General features: G+C 60.6%; 15 protein-coding genes and 1 pseudogene. 6 read left to right on the top strand and 10 right to left on the bottom strand.

The annotated features are described in order from the left end of the window. Positions 1-124: 124 nt before the first annotated feature. Complete coding sequence (locus AC07O1_RS17080; protein WP_495089465.1) at positions 125-2,062, bottom strand: bifunctional 5-dehydro-2-deoxygluconokinase/5-dehydro-2-deoxyphosphogluconate aldolase; 1,938 nt, start codon at positions 2,060-2,062, stop codon at positions 125-127. A 313-nt stretch (positions 2,063-2,375) separates the two neighbouring features. On the opposite strand from AC07O1_RS17080, the gene AC07O1_RS17075 reads away from it, so the two are divergent. Then, positions 2,376-3,296, top strand: coding sequence for a MurR/RpiR family transcriptional regulator (locus tag AC07O1_RS17075; protein ID WP_494995589.1), 921 nt, complete (start codon positions 2,376-2,378; stop codon positions 3,294-3,296). 141 nt (positions 3,297-3,437) lie between these two features. On the opposite strand, the pseudogene AC07O1_RS17070 reads toward AC07O1_RS17075, so the two are convergent. Further along, positions 3,438-3,857 (bottom strand): annotated as a pseudogene (locus tag AC07O1_RS17070) (patatin-like phospholipase family protein); the annotation flags it as partial. Positions 3,858-4,022: 165 nt separating this feature from the next. On the opposite strand from AC07O1_RS17070, the gene AC07O1_RS17065 reads away from it, so the two are divergent. Continuing rightward, the gene (locus AC07O1_RS17065) at positions 4,023-4,634 is read left to right on the top strand and encodes a glutathione S-transferase (RefSeq protein WP_495089464.1); all 612 of its coding nucleotides are present in this window, start codon (positions 4,023-4,025) and stop codon (positions 4,632-4,634) included. A gap of 190 nt (positions 4,635-4,824) precedes the next feature. Here the strand turns inward: AC07O1_RS17065 and AC07O1_RS17060 are convergent, their stop codons facing one another. From AC07O1_RS17060 to AC07O1_RS17045, 4 genes are all read right to left on the bottom strand, one after another. After that, positions 4,825-5,241 carry an SRPBCC family protein gene (locus AC07O1_RS17060; RefSeq protein ID WP_495089463.1) on the bottom strand — a complete coding sequence of 139 codons (417 nt, stop codon included), beginning with the start codon at positions 5,239-5,241 and terminating at the stop codon, positions 4,825-4,827. Positions 5,242-5,377: 136 nt separating this feature from the next. Then, positions 5,378-5,749: a hypothetical protein gene (locus AC07O1_RS17055; protein ID WP_495089462.1), complete on the bottom strand. Its 372-nt coding sequence runs from the start codon at positions 5,747-5,749 to the stop codon at positions 5,378-5,380. Positions 5,750-5,905: 156 nt separating this feature from the next. Continuing rightward, complete coding sequence (cobF, locus tag AC07O1_RS17050; protein ID WP_495013345.1) at positions 5,906-6,676, bottom strand: precorrin-6A synthase (deacetylating); 771 nt, start codon at positions 6,674-6,676, stop codon at positions 5,906-5,908. Continuing rightward, positions 6,673-7,260, bottom strand: coding sequence for a histidine phosphatase family protein (locus tag AC07O1_RS17045; RefSeq protein WP_495089461.1), 588 nt, complete (start codon positions 7,258-7,260; stop codon positions 6,673-6,675). The genes cobF and AC07O1_RS17045 overlap by 4 nt, the downstream gene beginning before the upstream one ends. 300 nt (positions 7,261-7,560) lie before the next feature. On the opposite strand from AC07O1_RS17045, the gene AC07O1_RS17040 reads away from it, so the two are divergent. The 3 genes from AC07O1_RS17040 to astA all read left to right on the top strand — a co-directional run bounded on the left by AC07O1_RS17040 (position 7,561) and on the right by astA (position 10,739). Further along, positions 7,561-8,415: a MurR/RpiR family transcriptional regulator gene (locus tag AC07O1_RS17040; protein WP_494995723.1), complete on the top strand. Its 855-nt coding sequence runs from the start codon at positions 7,561-7,563 to the stop codon at positions 8,413-8,415. A 223-nt stretch (positions 8,416-8,638) separates the two neighbouring features. Further along, positions 8,639-9,655 carry an arginine N-succinyltransferase gene (locus AC07O1_RS17035; RefSeq protein WP_495089460.1) on the top strand — a complete coding sequence of 339 codons (1,017 nt, stop codon included), beginning with the start codon at positions 8,639-8,641 and terminating at the stop codon, positions 9,653-9,655. Between the two features lie 49 nt (positions 9,656-9,704). Then, the gene (gene astA, locus AC07O1_RS17030) at positions 9,705-10,739 is read left to right on the top strand and encodes an arginine N-succinyltransferase (RefSeq protein ID WP_495089459.1); all 1,035 of its coding nucleotides are present in this window, start codon (positions 9,705-9,707) and stop codon (positions 10,737-10,739) included. Between the two features lie 41 nt (positions 10,740-10,780). Here astA and AC07O1_RS17025 read toward each other — a convergent pair whose 3' ends face one another. Next, positions 10,781-11,854, bottom strand: a complete 1,074-nt coding sequence (locus tag AC07O1_RS17025; RefSeq protein ID WP_495089458.1) for a diguanylate cyclase — start codon at positions 11,852-11,854, stop codon at positions 10,781-10,783. A 384-nt stretch (positions 11,855-12,238) separates the two neighbouring features. Here AC07O1_RS17025 and hglS point away from each other — a divergent pair, with 384 nt between their 5' ends. Then, positions 12,239-13,636 (top strand): 2-oxoadipate dioxygenase/decarboxylase HglS, encoded by a 1,398-nt coding sequence (hglS, locus tag AC07O1_RS17020; protein WP_495089457.1) that lies wholly within the window; start codon positions 12,239-12,241, stop codon positions 13,634-13,636. 298 nt (positions 13,637-13,934) lie between these two features. Here hglS and AC07O1_RS17015 read toward each other — a convergent pair whose 3' ends face one another. The 3 genes from AC07O1_RS17015 to AC07O1_RS17005 are packed head-to-tail and all read right to left on the bottom strand — an operon-like array spanning position 13,935 to position 18,163. Then, the gene (locus AC07O1_RS17015) at positions 13,935-15,023 is read right to left on the bottom strand and encodes a lipocalin-like domain-containing protein (protein WP_495089456.1); all 1,089 of its coding nucleotides are present in this window, start codon (positions 15,021-15,023) and stop codon (positions 13,935-13,937) included. Then, entirely contained in the window at positions 15,013-17,493 is a 2,481-nt protein-coding gene (locus AC07O1_RS17010; RefSeq protein ID WP_495089455.1) for an ABC transporter permease, read from the bottom strand. Before AC07O1_RS17010 ends, AC07O1_RS17015 begins: the two co-directional genes overlap by 11 nt. Before the next feature lies 1 nt (position 17,494). Further along, entirely contained in the window at positions 17,495-18,163 is a 669-nt protein-coding gene (locus AC07O1_RS17005) for an ABC transporter ATP-binding protein (RefSeq protein ID WP_495089454.1), read from the bottom strand. Positions 18,164-18,712: the final 549 nt, after the last annotated feature.

Raw genomic sequence — 18,712 nt, 5'->3', positions numbered from 1 at the left:
CAGAACCCTGTGGGAGCGAGCTTGCTCGCGATAGCGGTATGACGATCACATTGATGTTGAATGTGCCGCCGTCATCGCGAGCAAGCTCGCTCCCACAGGTCCAGTGTTCACACACAAATCAGTTTCAAGCGCGAGCAGCACGCCAGGCCTCGATCAATTCGACAAAGGTGCCCTGCACCCGCTGAATCAATGCTTCATCATCGATTTCACCGGCCATCCAGGCCCGGCTGGGTTCCTGAAAAATCGTCCGGCCGACAGCAAAGCCACGGCAGGTCTTGCTCTGACTGGCCTGCTGAAAACCTTCGGCAAGGGCTGCGGCCGGCGCATTCAGGCCCAGCAGCACCACGCCCCGGCAGTAAGGGTCGCGCTCTTGAATCAGTGCATCGAGTTGCTCCCATTCGGCAGCGCTTTGCGCTTCGATCTTCCACCAGGCCGGGAAGATGCCGAGGTTGTACAGGCGCTTGATGGCGCGATAGAGCACGTCCGGATGAGGCGAGGGATGATCTTTGGGCGGGATGATTTCCAGCAGCAATTCATGGCCGCTGACTTGCGCCGCCTGGTACAGGCCCTTGATTTGCGCTTCCTGTTCCAGACGCAGCATCGGCTCGTCGTCGGGGTGGAATTGCACCAGGCATTTGATGATCTGCTCCTGAGGCCAGGCGATCAGGTTGCTGCCGATCGAACGACCGTGCTCGAAAGCCAATGGCCGCGAACCCTGGACTTCCACCGGACGCGCGACCCACCAGCCGCGACCGGTGGCGGCGTTCAACGAATCCTGACCAAAGCGCTGATCGGCCAACAGCCCGACATCCGCTTCAATGCCTTGCTTGCGCAAATCGGCCTCGACCCGCTCCACGGCTTTGATGAACAACTGCTTGAGTTGGCCAATGCTGTTGAGGTCACGGCCGCCCTTTTGCGCCAGCTCGACCAGTTGCCCGCGATGGTCGAAGGCAAAGATAAACAGTTGCTTCCAGGCTTTGCGCGGCACACTGACCTGGTGCAGGCGTTGCAGCACCACGTCCTGATCGGGTCGGGTAATCGGCACCGGGCTGTTGAACAGGTAATCCAGTTCGGCAGGGGTCGGCATCGCCGGGGCACAGGCATGCCGCGACACCACCAGACCGCCGCAGGCATTGGCCAACTGGCAGCAACGCTCGTCGTTCGCATCCTCCAGCCAACCGCTGAGGAAGCCCGACATAAAGGCATCGCCGGCCCCAAGCACGTTGAGTACTTCGACCCGCACACCGGGATAGATCGCGCCGTCTTCGAGACGCACCGGGATCACCCCGTGAATCACCGTGCAACCTTGCGGACCAAGCTTGACCACCAGGGTTGCGGCAGTCAGCGAACGCACCGTGCGTAGCGCAGTGAGCAGGTCTTCGCTGCCGCCGGCAATCAGAAACTCTTCTTCAGTGCCGACAATCAGGTCAAAGCCGGGGAGAATTTTCTGCACATGCTGGCTGACCTTCTGATCGGCGACGAAACGGGTTTCGCCGTCAGCCTTGCCGGCCAGGCCCCAGAGCACCGGGCGGTAGTCGATGTCGAGCACCCGCTTGACGTTGTGCTTGCGGGCATATTCCAGCGCCTGGATGCTCGCCTTGTACACGCCGTCCGTGGAGAAATGCGTGCCAGTGATCAGCAAGGCTTTGCTGGAAGCGATGAAGGATTCCTGGATGTCTTCAGCGCGCAACGCCATGTCGGCGCAGTTTTCACGGTAGAAAACCAGGGGAAAGGTTTCGCGGTCCTTGAGCCCCAGCAAAACCATGGCGGTCAAGCGTTCAGGATCGATTTTGATAGCGCTGATGTCGCAGCCTTCGCGGGCCAGGGATTCGAGCAGAAAACGGCCCATATGGTCGTCCCCTACCCGGCTCAACATCGCCGATTTAAGGCCCAGGCGTGCGGTACCAAAGGCGATGTTCGCCGATGAACCACCCAGGTATTTGGCGAAACTGCTGACATCCTCCAGCCGCGCACCCACTTGCTGTGCGTAGAGGTCGACGCCAAGGCGTCCGAGGCAGATCAGATCCAATTGACGCCCACTGGCAAAACGAGTCTGGCCCATGCTGGCTCCTGTTATTTTTATCAGCCTGCGTTCGCCGCTGTGGAGGCGCCGAACACTCTTGGTGTGGGGCCAGACTAAAACGTCTCGCGGCGCCAATCAATATTTATTCTATAAATTTTTTACATGGAATATTTTTTCCAATAAACTTTTCCAGGACTGATCCAGACACAGTGGATCGATTCAGCAATCCATCACCTGACTTCACACTCAAGATTTTATTTGCGCCTACCCTGTAGACTGCGCACAGCCAACCTATTGTCGAGGGCCGGCATTCACTAGCCGTCCCTATAAGAACAAGCCAGAAGGATTTTTTATGTCCCGCACCGATCAGCCGGCTACGCCCGAGAGTCCGCCCGAGAGCGACCTCCTCAGCCCCCCGATCAATGCCGAGCGTCTGCTGCAGCTGATCACCGACGAATACGAAAGCCTGCCGCGCCAGCTCAAACGCATCGCCAGCTACATGAGCCAGCAAAGCGACCGGATCATGGTCGACCGCATCAGCGACATTGCTCGTGAATGCGAAGTGCATCCCTCGGCCATCGTGCGCTTCTCCCAGCGCTTCGGCTTCAGTGGCTTCAGTGAGATGCAGGCGCTGTTTCGCGAGGCCTATACCCACAAAACCACGCCGGTGCAGAACTACCAGCAGCGCATTCGCAGCATGATCGCCAACAAGTCGCAGAAAGCTAGCGGCGGCGATCTGGCGCGCGAATGCGTCAACGCCACGCTGTCGGGCATCGAGCGTCTGGGCCTGGAACTGGACGACCAGGCGTTCGACAAGGCCGTGGATCTGGTGGTGAATGCGGACAATATCTACGTCGTCGGCGTGCGTCGTTCATTCGCGGTGGCCGATTACCTGGTCTACAACCTGCAACACACCAACAAACGTATTCACCTGGTCTCGGGGCTGGGCGGCAGTTATCGCGAACAGATGCGCAGCGTGCGCGCCAACGACCTGGTGATCGCCATCAGCTTCACGCCGTACGGCAAGGAAACCCAGCACTGCCTGCGTATCGCCCAGCTGCATCAGGCGAAAACCCTGATCATCACCGACAGCAACCTTTCGCCCCTGGCCAAGCGGGCCAATACGGTGCTGCTGGTCAATGAGGGCAGCTCGTTCGCCTTCCGCTCGCTGAGTGCGACCTTGTGCTTGTGCCAGGCGCTGTTTATCGCCGTGGCCTATCGACTGGAATTGAAGGTCGATGAGATTCACGAGCAGGTGGGGTTTGAGGATTAGCGCAAGCTGACTACTTCGCGTGGTGAGTGTGGGCCTGTAATGAACCCGGTACCCCGGTACGCACCAGCCCGCCCTTCTCGATCCAGCTCAGGGTTTGCTGATAGGCCCGTTGCAGCAATTGATCAGTCTGGCTGAAGTCGATTCGGCACTGCCGCTCGACAGCAGTTCTTCGGCGCCAGTGAGCAGGTTGGTGGTGACGATATACAGGGGCAGCTCGGTGTCTTCGATCAACGTGACCGGCAGCGCGCGGCGCACCAAATGCTCCAGCGCCGAAGACTGCAGCAAAAAACCTCGACGCCGCAGGATCGCGGCCAGGGTATCGATCAGCGAGAACGGAAACACATCCCCCTTGTGCAAGCCTCGCCAGAAGTCCGCCAGCTCGGCGACGCCCCGGGCATTGGGTTTGGCCGCGAAATACGCGCCATTGATGGCCCCCACCGACGCGCCGATCACCAGATCGAAAGAAACACCGGCCTCGACCAGCGCCCGCAACATGCCGACCTGAACAGCCCCCAGACTGCCGCCACCGGCCAGGACCAGCGCAGTTTTAACGGCGGACATATCAGGTCTCCTGCTTCAGCTCAGCCTTTGGATTAGCAAGCATAGCTGGCGAATGGGCACCCAACCCGGGCATAAACACCCTGTTCAAGAGGATGGTCAACCCGGAAGGTTTAGCGCTAAATTAGCCCCCGTCATCGCACCGTTGCTCATCACAAGGAGCTGTACATGAAGCTGATCGGAATGCTGGATTCACCTTACGTTCGACGCGTCGCCATTACCCTGAAATGCCTGGATATCCCGTTCGAACATGCGTCGATTTCGGTGTTCCGGGGGTTCGAAGAATTCCAGCGGATCAACCCGGTGGTCAAGGCTCCGACGCTGGTTCTGGGCGACGGCGAAGTGCTGATGGACTCGAACTTGATCATCGAGTATCTGGAGGCGTTGGCCGGCCCCGGCAACAGCCTGATGCCCGCCGACCTGAAGCAGCGCCTGCGTTCCCTGCGGCTGATAGGGCTGGCAATGGCAGCCAACGAGAAATCGGTTCAGATCTATTACGAGAGGAACCTGCGACCTGCCGAGAAACAACATGCACCGTGGCTGGAGCGTGTTCATGGGCAGTTGCTGGCGGCGTATTCCGAGCTGGAACGAGAGCTGCTCAGACAGCCGCTGAAAATGGACGGCTCGATCGCTCAGGACGGCATCACCCTCGCCGTCGCCTGGAGCTTTACCCAACTGGTGATCGCCGACCAGGTCGATGTTGCGCAGTTCCCACTGGTCAGTCGTTTCACGGCATATGCCGAGCAACTCGAGGCGTTCATCTCGACTCCGGCGACCTGAAGCAGGACTTCTGATCGTCAGATCGTTCCCACGCTCCGCGTCGTTGATCGTTCCCACGCTCCGCGTGGGAATGCAGCCATGGACGCTCCGCGTCCGCCTTCGGCTGTGACGCAGAGCGTCACGGGATGCGTTACCACGCGGAGCGTGGGAACGATCTGACATGCGTGGGAACGATCTGAAACAACACACTTCAATCCGGAAAGTTGGCCCGCAATGCCGCCAGTCCCTCGCGGTAGATGCCGGTGAACAGCTCCACCGCCGCCTCGTCGCTCACGCCGACCGGTGTGAAGCGGCCCGACCAGGTGACTCGCGAGGTCTGCCCGCTTTCCAGGTTTTCGACGCGCAATGTGGCCAGGTAATCAGTGACCGGAAACGGTGCCTGGCTGATCGAGTAGCTGTAGGAGCGCGCCGCATTGTCGAAGGCCTCCAGGCGCTCGACGATCACCAGACCGTCCAGCGTTTGCAGGCTGCGCACGCGGCCGCCATCGCTGAGTTCGCTTTTCGGGATGAAGGGTAACCAGTCCGGCAGCGAATTGAAGCCGCCAATCAATCGCCAGACCTGTTCGGCCGAAGCCGGGATATCGATGAATTCTGATGCGCGAGCCATGAACCGTTCTCCAGAAGATTAAACAGAATAAAGGCTTCGGCGGCGCGCTGAATGGTCGACGTCGGCCCCAGCTCTGGCTGACTCTCTGCGGTACGTTGGGGCGCAGAAGAAATCGGCCTGGCGATGATCAGTCTCTTCATTGACCGCCACACACCGATGAGGTACGCGTGCTGGTGGTCTGCCCCGCCTGCGTTGCAGCACCTTTGACTTCAGTGCTTTCGGTGGTCTGGCAACCTTTCGAGACCGGGGCCGGGATCGGGACCGCCACCTCGGCGTCAGGCGGCTGGTTTTTGTCGGTTTGCCTGTCGGCGGTGGCCTTACTGCGCTGGGTGTCCGATTGCATCATGCAGTTAGTGAAGCTGTCGGTGCCGGGCTTGTAACCGGCATTGACACAGGCCTGGCGGTTTTCGGCGGATCGATCCTGGGAACCGGCACAGCCTCCCAGAATGGCAGCGGCGCAAAGACCGAGCAGAAACGGCGCGAGAGCGGATCCGAGACGGGTTTGCATGGTGATACCTGCGATGGGTTTCGAGCTGGATTAAGCGGCGTCAGGAATACACCGCCTGCCTGCGGGTCCGTCGCATCAGAAACGTTCCCTGGTACTTCTTATAGTTCAGCCACCGGGCAATGCCAGTGACCGCCACCGGCAAGACCGTGACCCCCTTCAGTCCTGCGGACCCTCAGGCTTGCGTAACAAGTAGGTATCCATAATCCAGCCATTGGCCTGGCGCGCCGCTTTACGCACCCGCTCGATCTCGTCGGCAACATTCTTCAGTTTGCCGGCAATCAGGATTTCGTCCGGCGTACCCAGATAGGCGCCCCAATAGATATCCAGATCCTGATCGGCAACCTGCCGATAGGCATCTTCGGCATCGAGCATCACCACGACGCTATCGGCATCGCTGACCAACCCGGCAGCAAGCCTGCGCCCGGTGGTGATTTCGACTGATCGGCCAATACTGTTCAACGGCACTTTATGTTGTGCCGCCAGCGCCTGGACGCTGGTGATGCCGGGGATGACCTCGAAATCGAAGGTGCAACGGCCACTCGCGAGGATCGCCTGCAAAATTCTGATGGTGCTGTCGTACAGCGCCGGATCGCCCCACACCAGAAACGCTGCACATTCGTTGTCCTGCATTTCGCCGGTGATCAACCGCTCGAAAGTCTGCTGCTTGTCGCGATTCAGATCATGGACGCTTGCGCTGTAGTCCACGTCGCCACGGACGCGTTCGGGGCTGTGGGCTTCGACGAAGCGATAGTCGTGATCGGTGATGTAGCGCTCACAGATGTCACGGCGCAGGTCAGTGAGTTTTACCTTGCTCTGGCCCTTGTCCATGATGAAAAACACGTCGACCCGATTCAGCGCATTGACGGCCTGAACGGTGATGTATTCGGGGTTACCGGCACCGATACCGATGATCAGGATTTTCTTCATGGGGTGATCGTCTCCGTCTCTGAGCCGTTTTCCTGCAAACGCAGCCGCCACCGACCATTAAACCGCAACTCGGTCGCCGACAACGGCTCGACATCGATCACATTAAAGGCCGCGGGCGGGCACTGCATGACATGAACAATCGCCGCGCGAATGACGAACGGATGAGTGATCGCTACCACGTGCCCCGGCGTGTTGCGCAACGTCTGGAGCCAATCAGCCACCCGCTCGCACAGTTGCGCCACTGACTCGCCACCGTGGGGCGCGCAGGTGGTATCGGTCAGCCAGGCCTGGAGTGCCTCGGGTTCATTCTTTTGCAGGTCATCGATCCGCAGGCCTTGCCAACGGCCGACATCGTAATCACGCAGCGCAGGTACGATCTGCATCCGGGCCCCAAACAGCTCGGCGGTTTGCCTGGCCCGGGTCTCCGGCGCGCTGAGCAATTGTGGCAAGCGTTTAAAGCTCCCGGCTCGCGAGCCCCGCGCCGCTTGCCAATCCATTTCCAGGGACTCGTCCAACGCAAAACGCGCCAGTTTCTGTGCGACGGTTCGGGCGTGGCAGATCAGGGTCAGGCGGGTGGCTTGCAAGGGAAATCACTCGGGTTATGGCAATCGATACGCTGTCCGGGCGTTTGTATCACTTGTCGCAGGCACTTTCCCAATTTGTCGAATCAAGTGAGGACTCTCGTGGGGTTTTCGTGGGCCTTCAGGGAACTGGCCCACAACAGATAGCGAAACGTCCGCCGCCTCCTTCGGATAGGGCTTTCGCCCCATTTTTGGCCTTTTCGCCCCATACAAAAATTCACTAGACATGTAACGTAAGCTACATAAATACTGTTTTAACGGACTATGAAATAAAAGCGACACATCCATCCTGCAGGAGCCTGGATGCCCTCTCTCAGAGAACTGATCACAGATCCCGCCCTTGATCTGACGCCCTCGGAGCGCAAGGTCATTCGCGCATTGCTGGACCAGTATCCGCGTAATGGGCTGGGCCCGATGTCACGCCTGGCGGAACGCGCCGGCGTCAGTGATCCCACCATCGTGCGCCTGGTCAAGAAGCTGGGCTTCAACGGTTATGCCGATTTCCACGAAGCCTTGCTCAGCGACATGGATGATCGCCTGCGCTCCCCCAGCGCCCTGTTACAACCCCGCTCAGAGATCAAACAAGGCGATGCCTGGACCCATTATCTGATGGACAGCCATCGCGCCCTGCTCGAAACCCAGGCACTGACCCAGCCCGAGGACGTGCGCATTCTGGTTGAATGGTTGCTCGAGCCGCGCCATCAAGTGCATTGCTTTGGCGGACGCTTCAGCAGTTTTCTGGCCAACTACCTGCTCAACCATCTGCGCCTGCTGCGTTCCGGTTGCTTCGCCCTGGAAGACAATGCTCAGCTTCCCGAGCGCCTGTTCGAGGTGCAACGTCAGGACATCGTGCTGCTCTTCGACTATCGCCGCTATCAGTCCCTGGCGCTGCGCGTTGCCAGTGCGGCCAAGAGCCGGCATGCCCGGGTGGTGCTGTTCACCGACATTTACGCCTCACCGCTACGTGAAATGGCCGACCTGGTGATCAGCTCTCCCGTGGAGTCGGTTTCGGCATTCGATACGCTGGTCCCGGCGCTGGCCCAGGTTGAGGCGCTGATCGCCTGTCTGTCATTGCACACCCCCAATCCCGGTGATCGTCTGGAGGGCATTGATGCGCTGCGGGCCGAATTCACCACTCATCTGCTGGAGGAAAAATAGTGCCCGAGGCTCTTTAACACGGATCCAGCCGTTATCCGAGACCAGGACAGGTCTCGGGCAACCATCACCAAGCGCCAGCAAGAGCGCAAAAAAGTACGCAGCCGCAGAGTGTTCCAGCGGCAGGCGTTGAAACGCGTGGAAACCGACAGTGATAGTCAAGTTCATCGAAGTTCATCGCCCTCGGGCGAGGCGGCGCTGAACCCTTTGATACAGGAGTGCATCCATGCTGGTCTTACGTCCAGTCAAGTTAACCGACCTGCCCGGTTTGCAACGCCTTGCCCGTGACAGCCTGGTGGGCGTGACGTCCTTGCCGGACGACACCCGGCGCCTGCACGGAAAAATTCTCGCGTCCAGCACCTCGTTCGCCAGCGATGTCCAGACCCATGGTGACCAAAGCTACCTGTTCGTTCTGGAGGACACGACCAACGAGCGTCTGATGGGCTGCTCGGAAATCGTCGCGACCACTGGTTTGTCAGAGCCGTTTTACAGCTTGCGCAACCGGATGTTCACCAGCACCTCGCATGAACTGAACATCCAGCACGAGGTACCGGCCCTGTCGCTGTGTCATGACCTGAACGGGCAGACTTTGCTGTGTGGCTTTCATGTTGATTCGACGCTGGCGCAAACGCCTTTCGCCGAGTTGAGCTCACGCGGGCGCCTTTTATTCATGGCCGCCCATTCCCGGCGCTTTGCCGAGGCGACCATTAGCGAGATCGTCGGTTACAGCAATGAAGACGACGAATCCCCGTTCTGGGATGCGCTTGGCAAGCATTTTTTCGACCTGCCCTATGCCGAGGCCGAACGCCTCTGCGGTTTGAAGAGCCGGACCTTTCTGGCCGAGCTGATGCCGCAATACCCGATCTATGTCCCCATGCTTTCGCAGGCCGCCCAGGACTGCATCGGCCAGGCCCATCCGGCGGGCCAGGACGCAATGGACATACTTCTGCGCGAGGGTTTCGAAGCCAACAGCTACGTCGATATTTTCGACGGCGGTCCCACGCTTTTTGCCCGGACCTCGAGCATTCGCTCCATCGCTCACAGCCAGACGGTGAGTGCTCGTCTCAGCCCACAGGCTGGCACCGGCGCTGCGTACCTGGTGAGCAATGACTCACTGGAAAACTATCGGGCGATTGTTGTCGAGCTGGACTGGACCCCGGGCCAGCCGGTCAGCCTGAACGCAGAAATGCTCGCCGTCTTGAAGCTTGCTGAAGGCAGCCAGGTCCGGCTGATTGCGCTTTGAACCGCGCCACACCACCGTGCCGGACTCGGCGCGACGAAGGAGCTGCACCATGATCGTACGCCCGGCTCGTATCACCGACCTGCCCGCGCTGCTGGACCTGGTCCAACGTGCCGGCCCGGGGTTCACTACCCTGCCGGCCAACAAGGAGCGCCTGGCCCATCGTCTGCGCTGGGCACAGCGGACCTTTGCCGAACAGGTCGAACGCGCCGACGCGGACTACCTGTTCGTGCTTGAAGACGACGATCAGCAAGTGGTGGGTGTCAGCGCGCTGGCCGGCGCCGTCGGCCTGCGGGAGCCCTGGTACAACTACCGGGTTGGCTTGACCGTCAATTCGTCTCCAGAGCTCGGCATCCAACGGCAGATACCGACGCTGTTTCTCAACAACGAAATGACCGGTCAATCGGAAGTCTGCTCGCTGTTCCTGCGGCCCGATCAGCGCAAGGGCAGCAACGGTCGGCTGTTGTCCATTTCGCGCCTGTTGTTCGTCGCTGAATTCCCGCACCTGTTCGGCGACAAACTGATCGCCGAAATGCGCGGCAGCGCCGACGAATACGGCTGCTCGCCGTTCTGGGACAGCGTGGGCCGGCACTTCTTCAAGATGGATTTCAGCCAGGCCGATCACTTGTCCGGGCTGGGCAACAAGTCTTTCATCGCCGAGCTGATGCCGCGTCAACCGCTCTACACCTGCCTGCTCAGCGAGCAAGCGCAGGCGGTGATCGGCAAGGCGCACAAGAACACCGAGCGGGCGCTGAACATTCTGCAGGCCGAAGGCTTTTCCCATCAGGGCTATATCGACATCTTTGACGGCGGGCCAGTCATTGAGGCGCAAATCGCAGATATCCGCACAGTGCGCGACAGCAAGCCGCTGACCTTGGCCATTGGCACACCGGACGACGAAGCACCGGTCTGGCTGATCCACAACCGCCGCCTTGAGAACTGCCGCATCACTGCCGCCAAGGCGCGGCTGGTGGGCAGCCACCTGGTGATCGATCGCCTCACCGCCAAGCGCCTGCAACTGCAGCCGGGCAACTCGGTCCGCGCCGTGCGTCTGGCGGCGCATCAGCGACAAGCCGTCGCCGCCTGAGGCTCACCGCGTACCGTAGCACTCGCTTCATTCAACCCGCCTCACACCCGGTTGAGCAACACCCGGTGCAGCGCTCCATCCGTGCAGCAAATGACCCGATTACGGCCCATGGTTTTCGCTTCGTACAACGCCTGGTCGGCGTCATTGAGCCAAAGGGTTGCATCGCTGTGCGCCGGGTTGAACGCGGCCAGCCCGATGCTCAGGCTGACCTTCATCGCCGGGGTTTGCTCATAGCCCAGGCAGGCGAAGCGATCACGCAGGGCATCCATGGCCTGAGCGGCATTGGCCAGCGGCACGTCCGGCAGGATCACGCAAAACTCGTCGCCACCATAACGCCCCGCCTGATCGCTGGCGCGCAGGTTTTGCTTGAGAATTCTGCTCAACTGACGCAGCACCAGGTCTCCGGCGACGTGGCCGTAAGTGTCATTGATGGCTTTGAAGTGATCGATGTCAATCAGTGCGATGGCCCCGCCTTGCTGCTGGCGCTGACAACGCTGGAACTCGACCTCCAGTTGGTCCTTCCAGGCCCCGTGGTTCAGCAGGCCAGTCAGGCTGTCGGTACGGCTGAGCGCCAGTAACTCACGCTTGTGCCGCCCCAGCGTGTCGGCTTGCCGATAACAGATCCACCCCAGCACCAAGGGGTAAAGCATCAATAGCGGCAGGCAGGCATACAGCTGCACAGGGCTGGTTTGGGGAATGAATGCCGGTGAAAAAATCAGCAGCGCGGTGGCGATACCCAATACCTGAGCGACACAACCGGCCAGCAGAAAGCGTATACCGCCAATGGCGACATTATTCATCGCCATCATCGACAGCGTGGTCGCACTGGGCAAGGGATTGAAGTGCATGGCGGCGACCCAGAAACCGCCGAGAAACGAGTCGATCAGTATATTGCGGTGTTCAGCGTGGTAGGGCACTTTCGACCGGCGTGCCCATTGATAGCCCAGATGCGGCCAGAGAATGCCGTTCAATAGCATGAGCCCCCACACCCAGCGCGATGGATTGAGCGGATACATCGCGCCTCCCACACAAAGGAGGCCCAGGGCAAAGCCCAACATTCGCGAGGTGTACAGCCTCCTGGCCAGTGAAAGTCCCTTTCCTCCAGTGTGTCGCATAGGGGCCAAAGCTCCTCTGTGCTGCTGAACGGATCCTGAGACGCCGGTTGTTACGTGCGGGCTTGCTGGAAGTCTATCAGGGGAACGGCAAATAGCCATCACCGGTCAGCGCCTCGAGCAAGCACCCGCGAGCGCTCTGGGCATGACATCGGCAGCGGTTTTGCTGGCCAATACGCGGTGGTCAATTTGTGGCGAGGGGGCTTCCGTTACGCGAACCGTAGCAGCTGCCGAAGGCTGCTACGGGGAATGCGGATTGCGGGTGCAGTCATTTGCAGAATGAAGTTCAGAAGAAACTTCGTTTGCCAGTGCCCCCTGCCCCGAACAGAATCGGGCAACGAAATACCTCCTTGAACCCACGATTTCACTGCGCCGGGAATTCTGTCTATGAGCAACCAGAGCTTCGTCAGCCCTGACCTGATCCGCCAACGCTTTTCACGGGCGATGTCGGACATGTATCGAGAAGAGGTGCCGCTGTACGGCGCGCTGATGGAACTGGTAGCGCAGACCAACGCCCAGGTGCTGAGCACCGACAGCAGCGTTGCACAACAGCTGCGCACCACCGGTGAAATCGAACGCCTGGACCTGGAGCGCCATGGCGCTATCCGCGTCGGTACCGCCCAGGAACTGGCGACCCTCAGCCGCTTGTTTGCGGTCATGGGCATGCAGCCAGTCGGCTATTACGACCTGACGCCCGCCGGGGTGCCGGTGCACTCCACCGCGTTCCGCGCAGTGCATGAGGCGTCGTTGCAGATCAGCCCGTTTCGGGTGTTCACCTCGTTGCTCAGGCTGGAACTCATTGAAAATCCCGAGCTGCGCGAGTTTGCCCAGTCGGTCCTGGCCAAGCGCTCGATCTTCACCCCAACCGCGCTGACCCTGATCGAAAAGTCCGAAACCCAGGGCGGGCTCAACGAACAAGACGCCGATGAATTCGTCAAACAGGCGCTGGAGACGTTTCGCTGGCATCACAGCGCAACCGTCACTGCCGAGCAGTACCAGCGACTGAGCGCTCAGCACCGTTTGGTGGCCGACGTGGTGGCCTTCAAAGGGCCGCACATCAATCACCTGACCCCGCGCACCCTGGACATCGATGTGGTCCAGGCGCAAATGCCCGGACACGGCATTACCCCCAAAGCCGTGATCGAAGGCCCGCCACGCCGTGAGTGCCCGATTCTGCTGCGCCAGACCAGCTTCAAGGCGCTGGAAGAAGCTATCGCCTTCGTCGATCAGGGCCAGGCCAGCGGCAGCCACAGCGCCCGTTTCGGCGAAATCGAACAACGTGGCGCGGCGCTGACACCGGCAGGCCGGGCGCTGTACGACCGCTTGCTGAATGCCGCGCGCGATGAATTGAAGGATTTGCCCAACGAAGAAAATGCTCAGCGCTACAACACGCTGCTGCAAACCCATTTCAGCGAATTCCCGGACACCTACGCCGGCATGCGCCAACAAGGCCTGGCGTACTTCCGCTACTTCGTCACCGAAAAGGGCCTCGCTGCTGGAGGCGATCTGTCGAACCCGGCGACGTTGGAGGGTTTGATCAGCGGGCACTACCTTCGTGTCGAGCCACTGGTGTATGAGGACTTTTTGCCGGTCAGTGCGGCGGGCATTTTCCAGTCCAACCTCGGGGACGACGCGCAAAGCCATTACGCCTCACAATCGAACCGGCAAGAGTTCGAGAAGGCCCTGGGCCGTTCGACCATCGATGAGCTGGCGCTGTATGCCGAAACCCAGCGGCGCTCGATCCTGGAGTGCTGCGCCGCGCTGAATCTGCCGCCATTGGCCTGACAGTGCAGTCATCGACATGATGTGAGTGAGTTCCATGGGATCAAGCGTGCCGGATCTGGAGTGCGCTTGAATGTCGCTGAGCGATCAGAAGGGAGTTCGCCCAGCGCACTGGCCTGGCAATCCATGCACCGGTAAAGAGCCATTACACTGGGCGAACGGGTAGATTTTAATGGAACCTGATCGATCTGTCCGTTAGCAAAATCTGAATAAATCTGGTCACAATATTTCTGACAAGCACTGTGTCAGCGTATTGCGTCGAGCCCATGGGCAGTCAGGCAGCTACCCTCAACCCTCGTGCTCAATACCCGGTCATTTCCAGATAACCGCTGCCGGCATGACTGCCACTCAACTGCACCGGCCCCTCCCAGTAAGGAATCCGCAGCGCCATCCAGGCGTTGGGATTCAGCGCGACAGTGGTGATGTCCAGACCTTTGCCGGGAATCTTCACCGACCAACGGGTCGGCATCTTGCGCCCCGCGACATCAGAGGTGACCAGCGGCGTGAGGCTGATGTCGCCCCCGCGCAGTGGTTGCGCATGACCATCGGCAAATATCCAGGTCCCGGTCAAATACGAGGTTCCGTCCTTTTCGCGCACCCGAAACAGCATGACCTGCTCGCCGTTATCCAGGTGCAGGGAAAACCAGTCCCAACCGGTTTGGCTGGCGGTCAACGGTTGACTGCTCCACTCGCGGTCCAGCCAGGCCGGGCCACTGACCTGATAGGCGTTGCCGTCGATTTCAAGGCTGCCCGCAGCCTGAAAAAACGGCTGGCTGTAGTAATACGACGCCTGGCCTTGTTCGGACTTTTTGCTGAAACCCTGCTCGCCTTGCAGCACCAGGGGTTTGCTCGACATCAGGCGCAATTGATAGCTGAAGCCTTGCCCACGGGCATGCAGTTGCAGGTCGGCCAATGGATTTTCGGTGCCTGACTGGCTGGCAAAACTCCAGTCATCGATCCAGGCAGTGAACGGCACAGCACTGACTCCGGCTTGCCCGACGCCGCCGCGAGCGTAGCGTTCGGCCGCGTGATGCTGACTGGCCGAAGTCACCGCTGCGTGGCCCAGCCAGATGGTCTGGTTGCCCCAACCGGGTTGATCGGGCGCGGCGTTCAGCGCATTGCGAAACAAGGTCCATTGCACACCGAAACGGCGTCCCTGATCGTCCTTGAGGTTGGCGGTGACGTACCACCACTCGATGCGAAAGCCATCGTGAGGCCCGTGATCTGCCGGAAAGATGAACGGTCTACCGGGAATCACGGGCGTAAAAGCCGCCGCCTCATTGCCCAGCCCGGCAAAACTGTCGGTGTTTTTGTGCGCCGCGTCATCGCAGCCGCTCAATTGCCACAGCGCCAAGAGCAGCACACTGAGCCGCAGCCACTTAGTCTTCACGGGCAAAGGTCCTGAGCAGATCGGCTGGTCGAGTGCGGTAGAGCTTGAACAGCGGCCAGGCCGATGCCAGCAACGTCGCCAACAGCGCCAGGGCCATCAATTGCAACAGTTGCAACGGGAAGATCCGCAGCGGCAGACGCCAGCCAAACGCCTGAACGTTGATTACCGCGTTCAGGCACCACGCCAACACCATCCCCAATGGCAACGCCAGCAGCAAGGTCAACACCGCCAATAACCAGGTCTGCCCCAGGTTGAGCAGCATCAATTGACGCCGGGTTACGCCCAAGGCCCATAACGGCGCCAGTTGCCCGAGACGACTCTGGCTCTGGGTCAGCAGGCTGATAAACAACGCAACGCCAGCAACCCCCAGCGTCAAACTGTTGAGCGCTGCGGTGGCAGCAAAGGTGCGTTCGAAAACCTGCGTGGACCAACCCTTGAGTTGCGTCTGCTCGACGATGCGGTTGTCGTCCAGCGCAAAGCGCGCTTGCAGAGCGCGCACCAACGACGGCGCGGACGCAGGGTCAATGCGCACGTTGAAACGACTCGGCGCCAGTTGCGGCCAAAAGCGCTGCAGGTGTTCAGCGTTGACCAGTAAATGGCCTTTGGGATTGCCATAGTCGGCATAAATCCCGACGATGCGCGGCGACCATTGGCCTTGCGGCGTTGGAATCGTCAGCCGATCGCCTAATTGCACCTTCAGTCGACGGGCCAATTGTTCACTGAGCATCAGCGTGTCGTCTGTGGCCAACTGATCCCAGGGTTTGTCCCCCTGCACTTGCAGCAATGGCCAGTGCTGGCGATACGTCGGGTGATCGATGACGCCATACAAATCCGCGGGCCAGCCCTGCAACTGGATCGACACCTGCCAGCTGGGCAATAGCGCAGAGACCTGCGGCTGCTGGCCCAGCCACGCCTGAATCTCACGCGCCTGCCCCGGACTTTGCGGGTTGACGTACAGCTCGGCGGTCAGACGTTGCTCGAGCCAGTCACTGAAGGTCTGGCGAAAGCCTGCGGTCATGCTGCCGGCGCCAATGTTGGCGGCCAGCGCCAACAACAGCGCCATCAACGCCAGACTCAAGGCCGGCAATTGCTGGCGGCAATCGGCAATAAACCACTGGCCCAGCACCGAGCGATTGCGCCTGAGCACGACACTCAGCAGCGCATTGAGCAGCACTGGCAAGCTCAATGCCGCCGCCAGGAACAGAGAAGCCATCAGCACAAACCCGCTGGTCAAACTGTCGCCCAGCAACAAGGCCAGTACCGCGACCCCACCGGCCATCGCCGCCACCCAGCCCTGGCGTCGCAGCCAGCGGGCATAGGCCTGGTGCCAGGCTTGCGGGTTGGCCAGTGCGAGCAATGGCAAACGCGCCGCGCGCAGCAAACTGTTGGCGCCGGCCAGCAACGCACCGAGCAGACTCACGCCCACACCACTCAACCACCAGAGCGGGCTCAGGCTCAACTGCCCCGCCACTTCGGCACCGTACAACCCGCGCAGGCTGGCAGCGACATCCGGCAACAGCATCCCGGCCAGCAGATAACCGCTGGCAACTCCGGCGATACCGCCCAGCAACGCCAGGCAACCCAGCTCCATGCTCAGACTGAAGATCAGCATGCGCGCACTGACTCCGCAGGCCCGCAGGGTTCTCATCAATCCGCGACGTTGCTCCAGCGCCAGGCCGATGGCGGCATGCACGATAAACAGGCCCACCACGAAGGACAAAAAGCCCAGGGCATCGAGGTTCAGGTGAAAGCTTTCGGTGAGGCGCGACAGGTTGTTTTCTTCGCCACTGCGTTTGAGCACTAACTGCCGGGCAAGGTCTTCAGGCAACACCGGCTGCGTCGCCGCGAAATCTTTGGGCAGTAGCAGGCGCGAGAGCTGCTGCGGCATACCCAACACCTGTTGTGCGAAACCGATATCCACCAGCAGCACACCGGGCGCCATGTCGGCCTGGCTGTGCAGCGGCGGCAAGCGTTGCCCATTCGCCGCGAGCGGTTGTTCGCCTTCGCGATAGCCCAATACCTGCAAGGTTTGCGGAGCAATCCAGGTGCTGCCCGGCGCGCTGAAGAAATCGACAATCCGCGCCATCTGCAGCGCTTGCCCGGCCACTGCAGACCCGGCCGGTAGCGACAGCGGCTCGATCCCCATCAATTGCAGACGTTGATCTTCATGCCCCTTGAGCGTCAGGCGCGCCTGCAACACCGGCGACACCGGCCAGCCGGCGCGGCGCAGGCTGATGAACAAGGCTTGGGAAAAGCTCGCGCCATTGGGCGCAGTCAGGCTGGCCTGGGGTTCGCCACCAATCAACTGGCTGGCCCGCGCGTAACTTTCGCGGGCCTGACTGTTCAGCGCTTGCACGCCGGTCAACAGGCCGGTGGCCAGCCACAGACCGGTCAGCACACTGAAAAACTGCACCGGGTGCTGCCGCCAGTGGCTCAGCAGCGCGCGCAATGTTCCATAAAAAACCCGCACCTCAGCGCTCCCCCACGCTGGCCAGACGCCCGTTATGCAGCACCACCCTTTGCGCCAGACGGGCCGCGACCCTTGGGCTGTGGGTGACCATCAGCAGACTGGTCGGGCTGTCGTCGAGCAGCTCCAGGAGCAGCTTCAGCACTTCATCACTGGTGGTTTCGTCGAGGCTGCCGGTGGGTTCATCCGCCAGCAGCAAACCGGGGCGCGAAGCCAGTGCACGTCCCAGCGCCACCCGTTGTTGCTGACCGCCAGAGAGTTGTTCCGGGTAACGCCTGAGCAAGTCGCCCAACCCCAACCGCTCGATCAACTGCCCTTGCCAGACCGGCTCATAACGCCCGGCCAGGCGCGCCTGAAAGGCCAGGTTGTCCTCGACCCGCAGGCTGCTGATCAGGTTGAACTGCTGGAACACCAGGCCCACCTCGGTGCGGCGCCAGTTCGCCAGTTGCGCTTCGCTCATCTGATCGAGACGCTGCTCGCCGATCCGAATACTGCCGCGATCAACCTTGTCCAGCCCGGCAATCAGATGCAGCAATGTGCTCTTGCCACTGCCCGACTCCCCCATCAGCGCCAGGCTGGTGCCGTGTTGCAGCTGCAAGTCGACACCCTGCAACACCGCCAACGGACCTTGCGGTGTTGCATAGCTCTTGAACACGCCTTGCACCTCAAGCATGGGAACACTCGTTTGGAGGGAGGTGAGGCCAAGGATAGCGGTTTGTTGCTGGAGCAGGCTTGCCCTATTGCTGTAGCAGCTGCCGAAGGCTGCGTCCGGCTGCAAAGCGGTCGCAAATAGGCGATATGCGGTCCTTCTGAAAGGACGAAGTTTGCCATTTTACGAGTGCTGCGCACTCGAACGCAGCCTTCGGCAGCTGCTACGAATGATCGTTCCCACGCTCTGCGTGGGAATGCAGCCCGTGACGCTCTGCGTCACTGCCGAAGCGGACGCGGAGCGTCCAGTGAGGCATTCCCACGCAGAGCGTGGGAACGATCGACTCCTTCGCCCGAGTCCTCGCCATCCCGCTACGCGACGGCGGCGATCTGCTGAACGTGATCGGACGGCGACTACGGGCGCAGATGGCACCATAAACAAAACCGGCAACCTCAGAGGCGCCTGTTTTTTGATTACTGGGTGTCAGATCCGCCAATGATCGTTCCCACGCTCTGCGTGGGAATGCAGCCCGTGACGCTCTGCGTCACTGCCGAAGCGGACGCGGAGCGTCCG

The sequence above is a fragment of the Pseudomonas sp. GW821-FHT07G10 genome (genome assembly GCF_059418545.1).
This window is presented reverse-complemented; position numbering and strand designations above follow the sequence as displayed.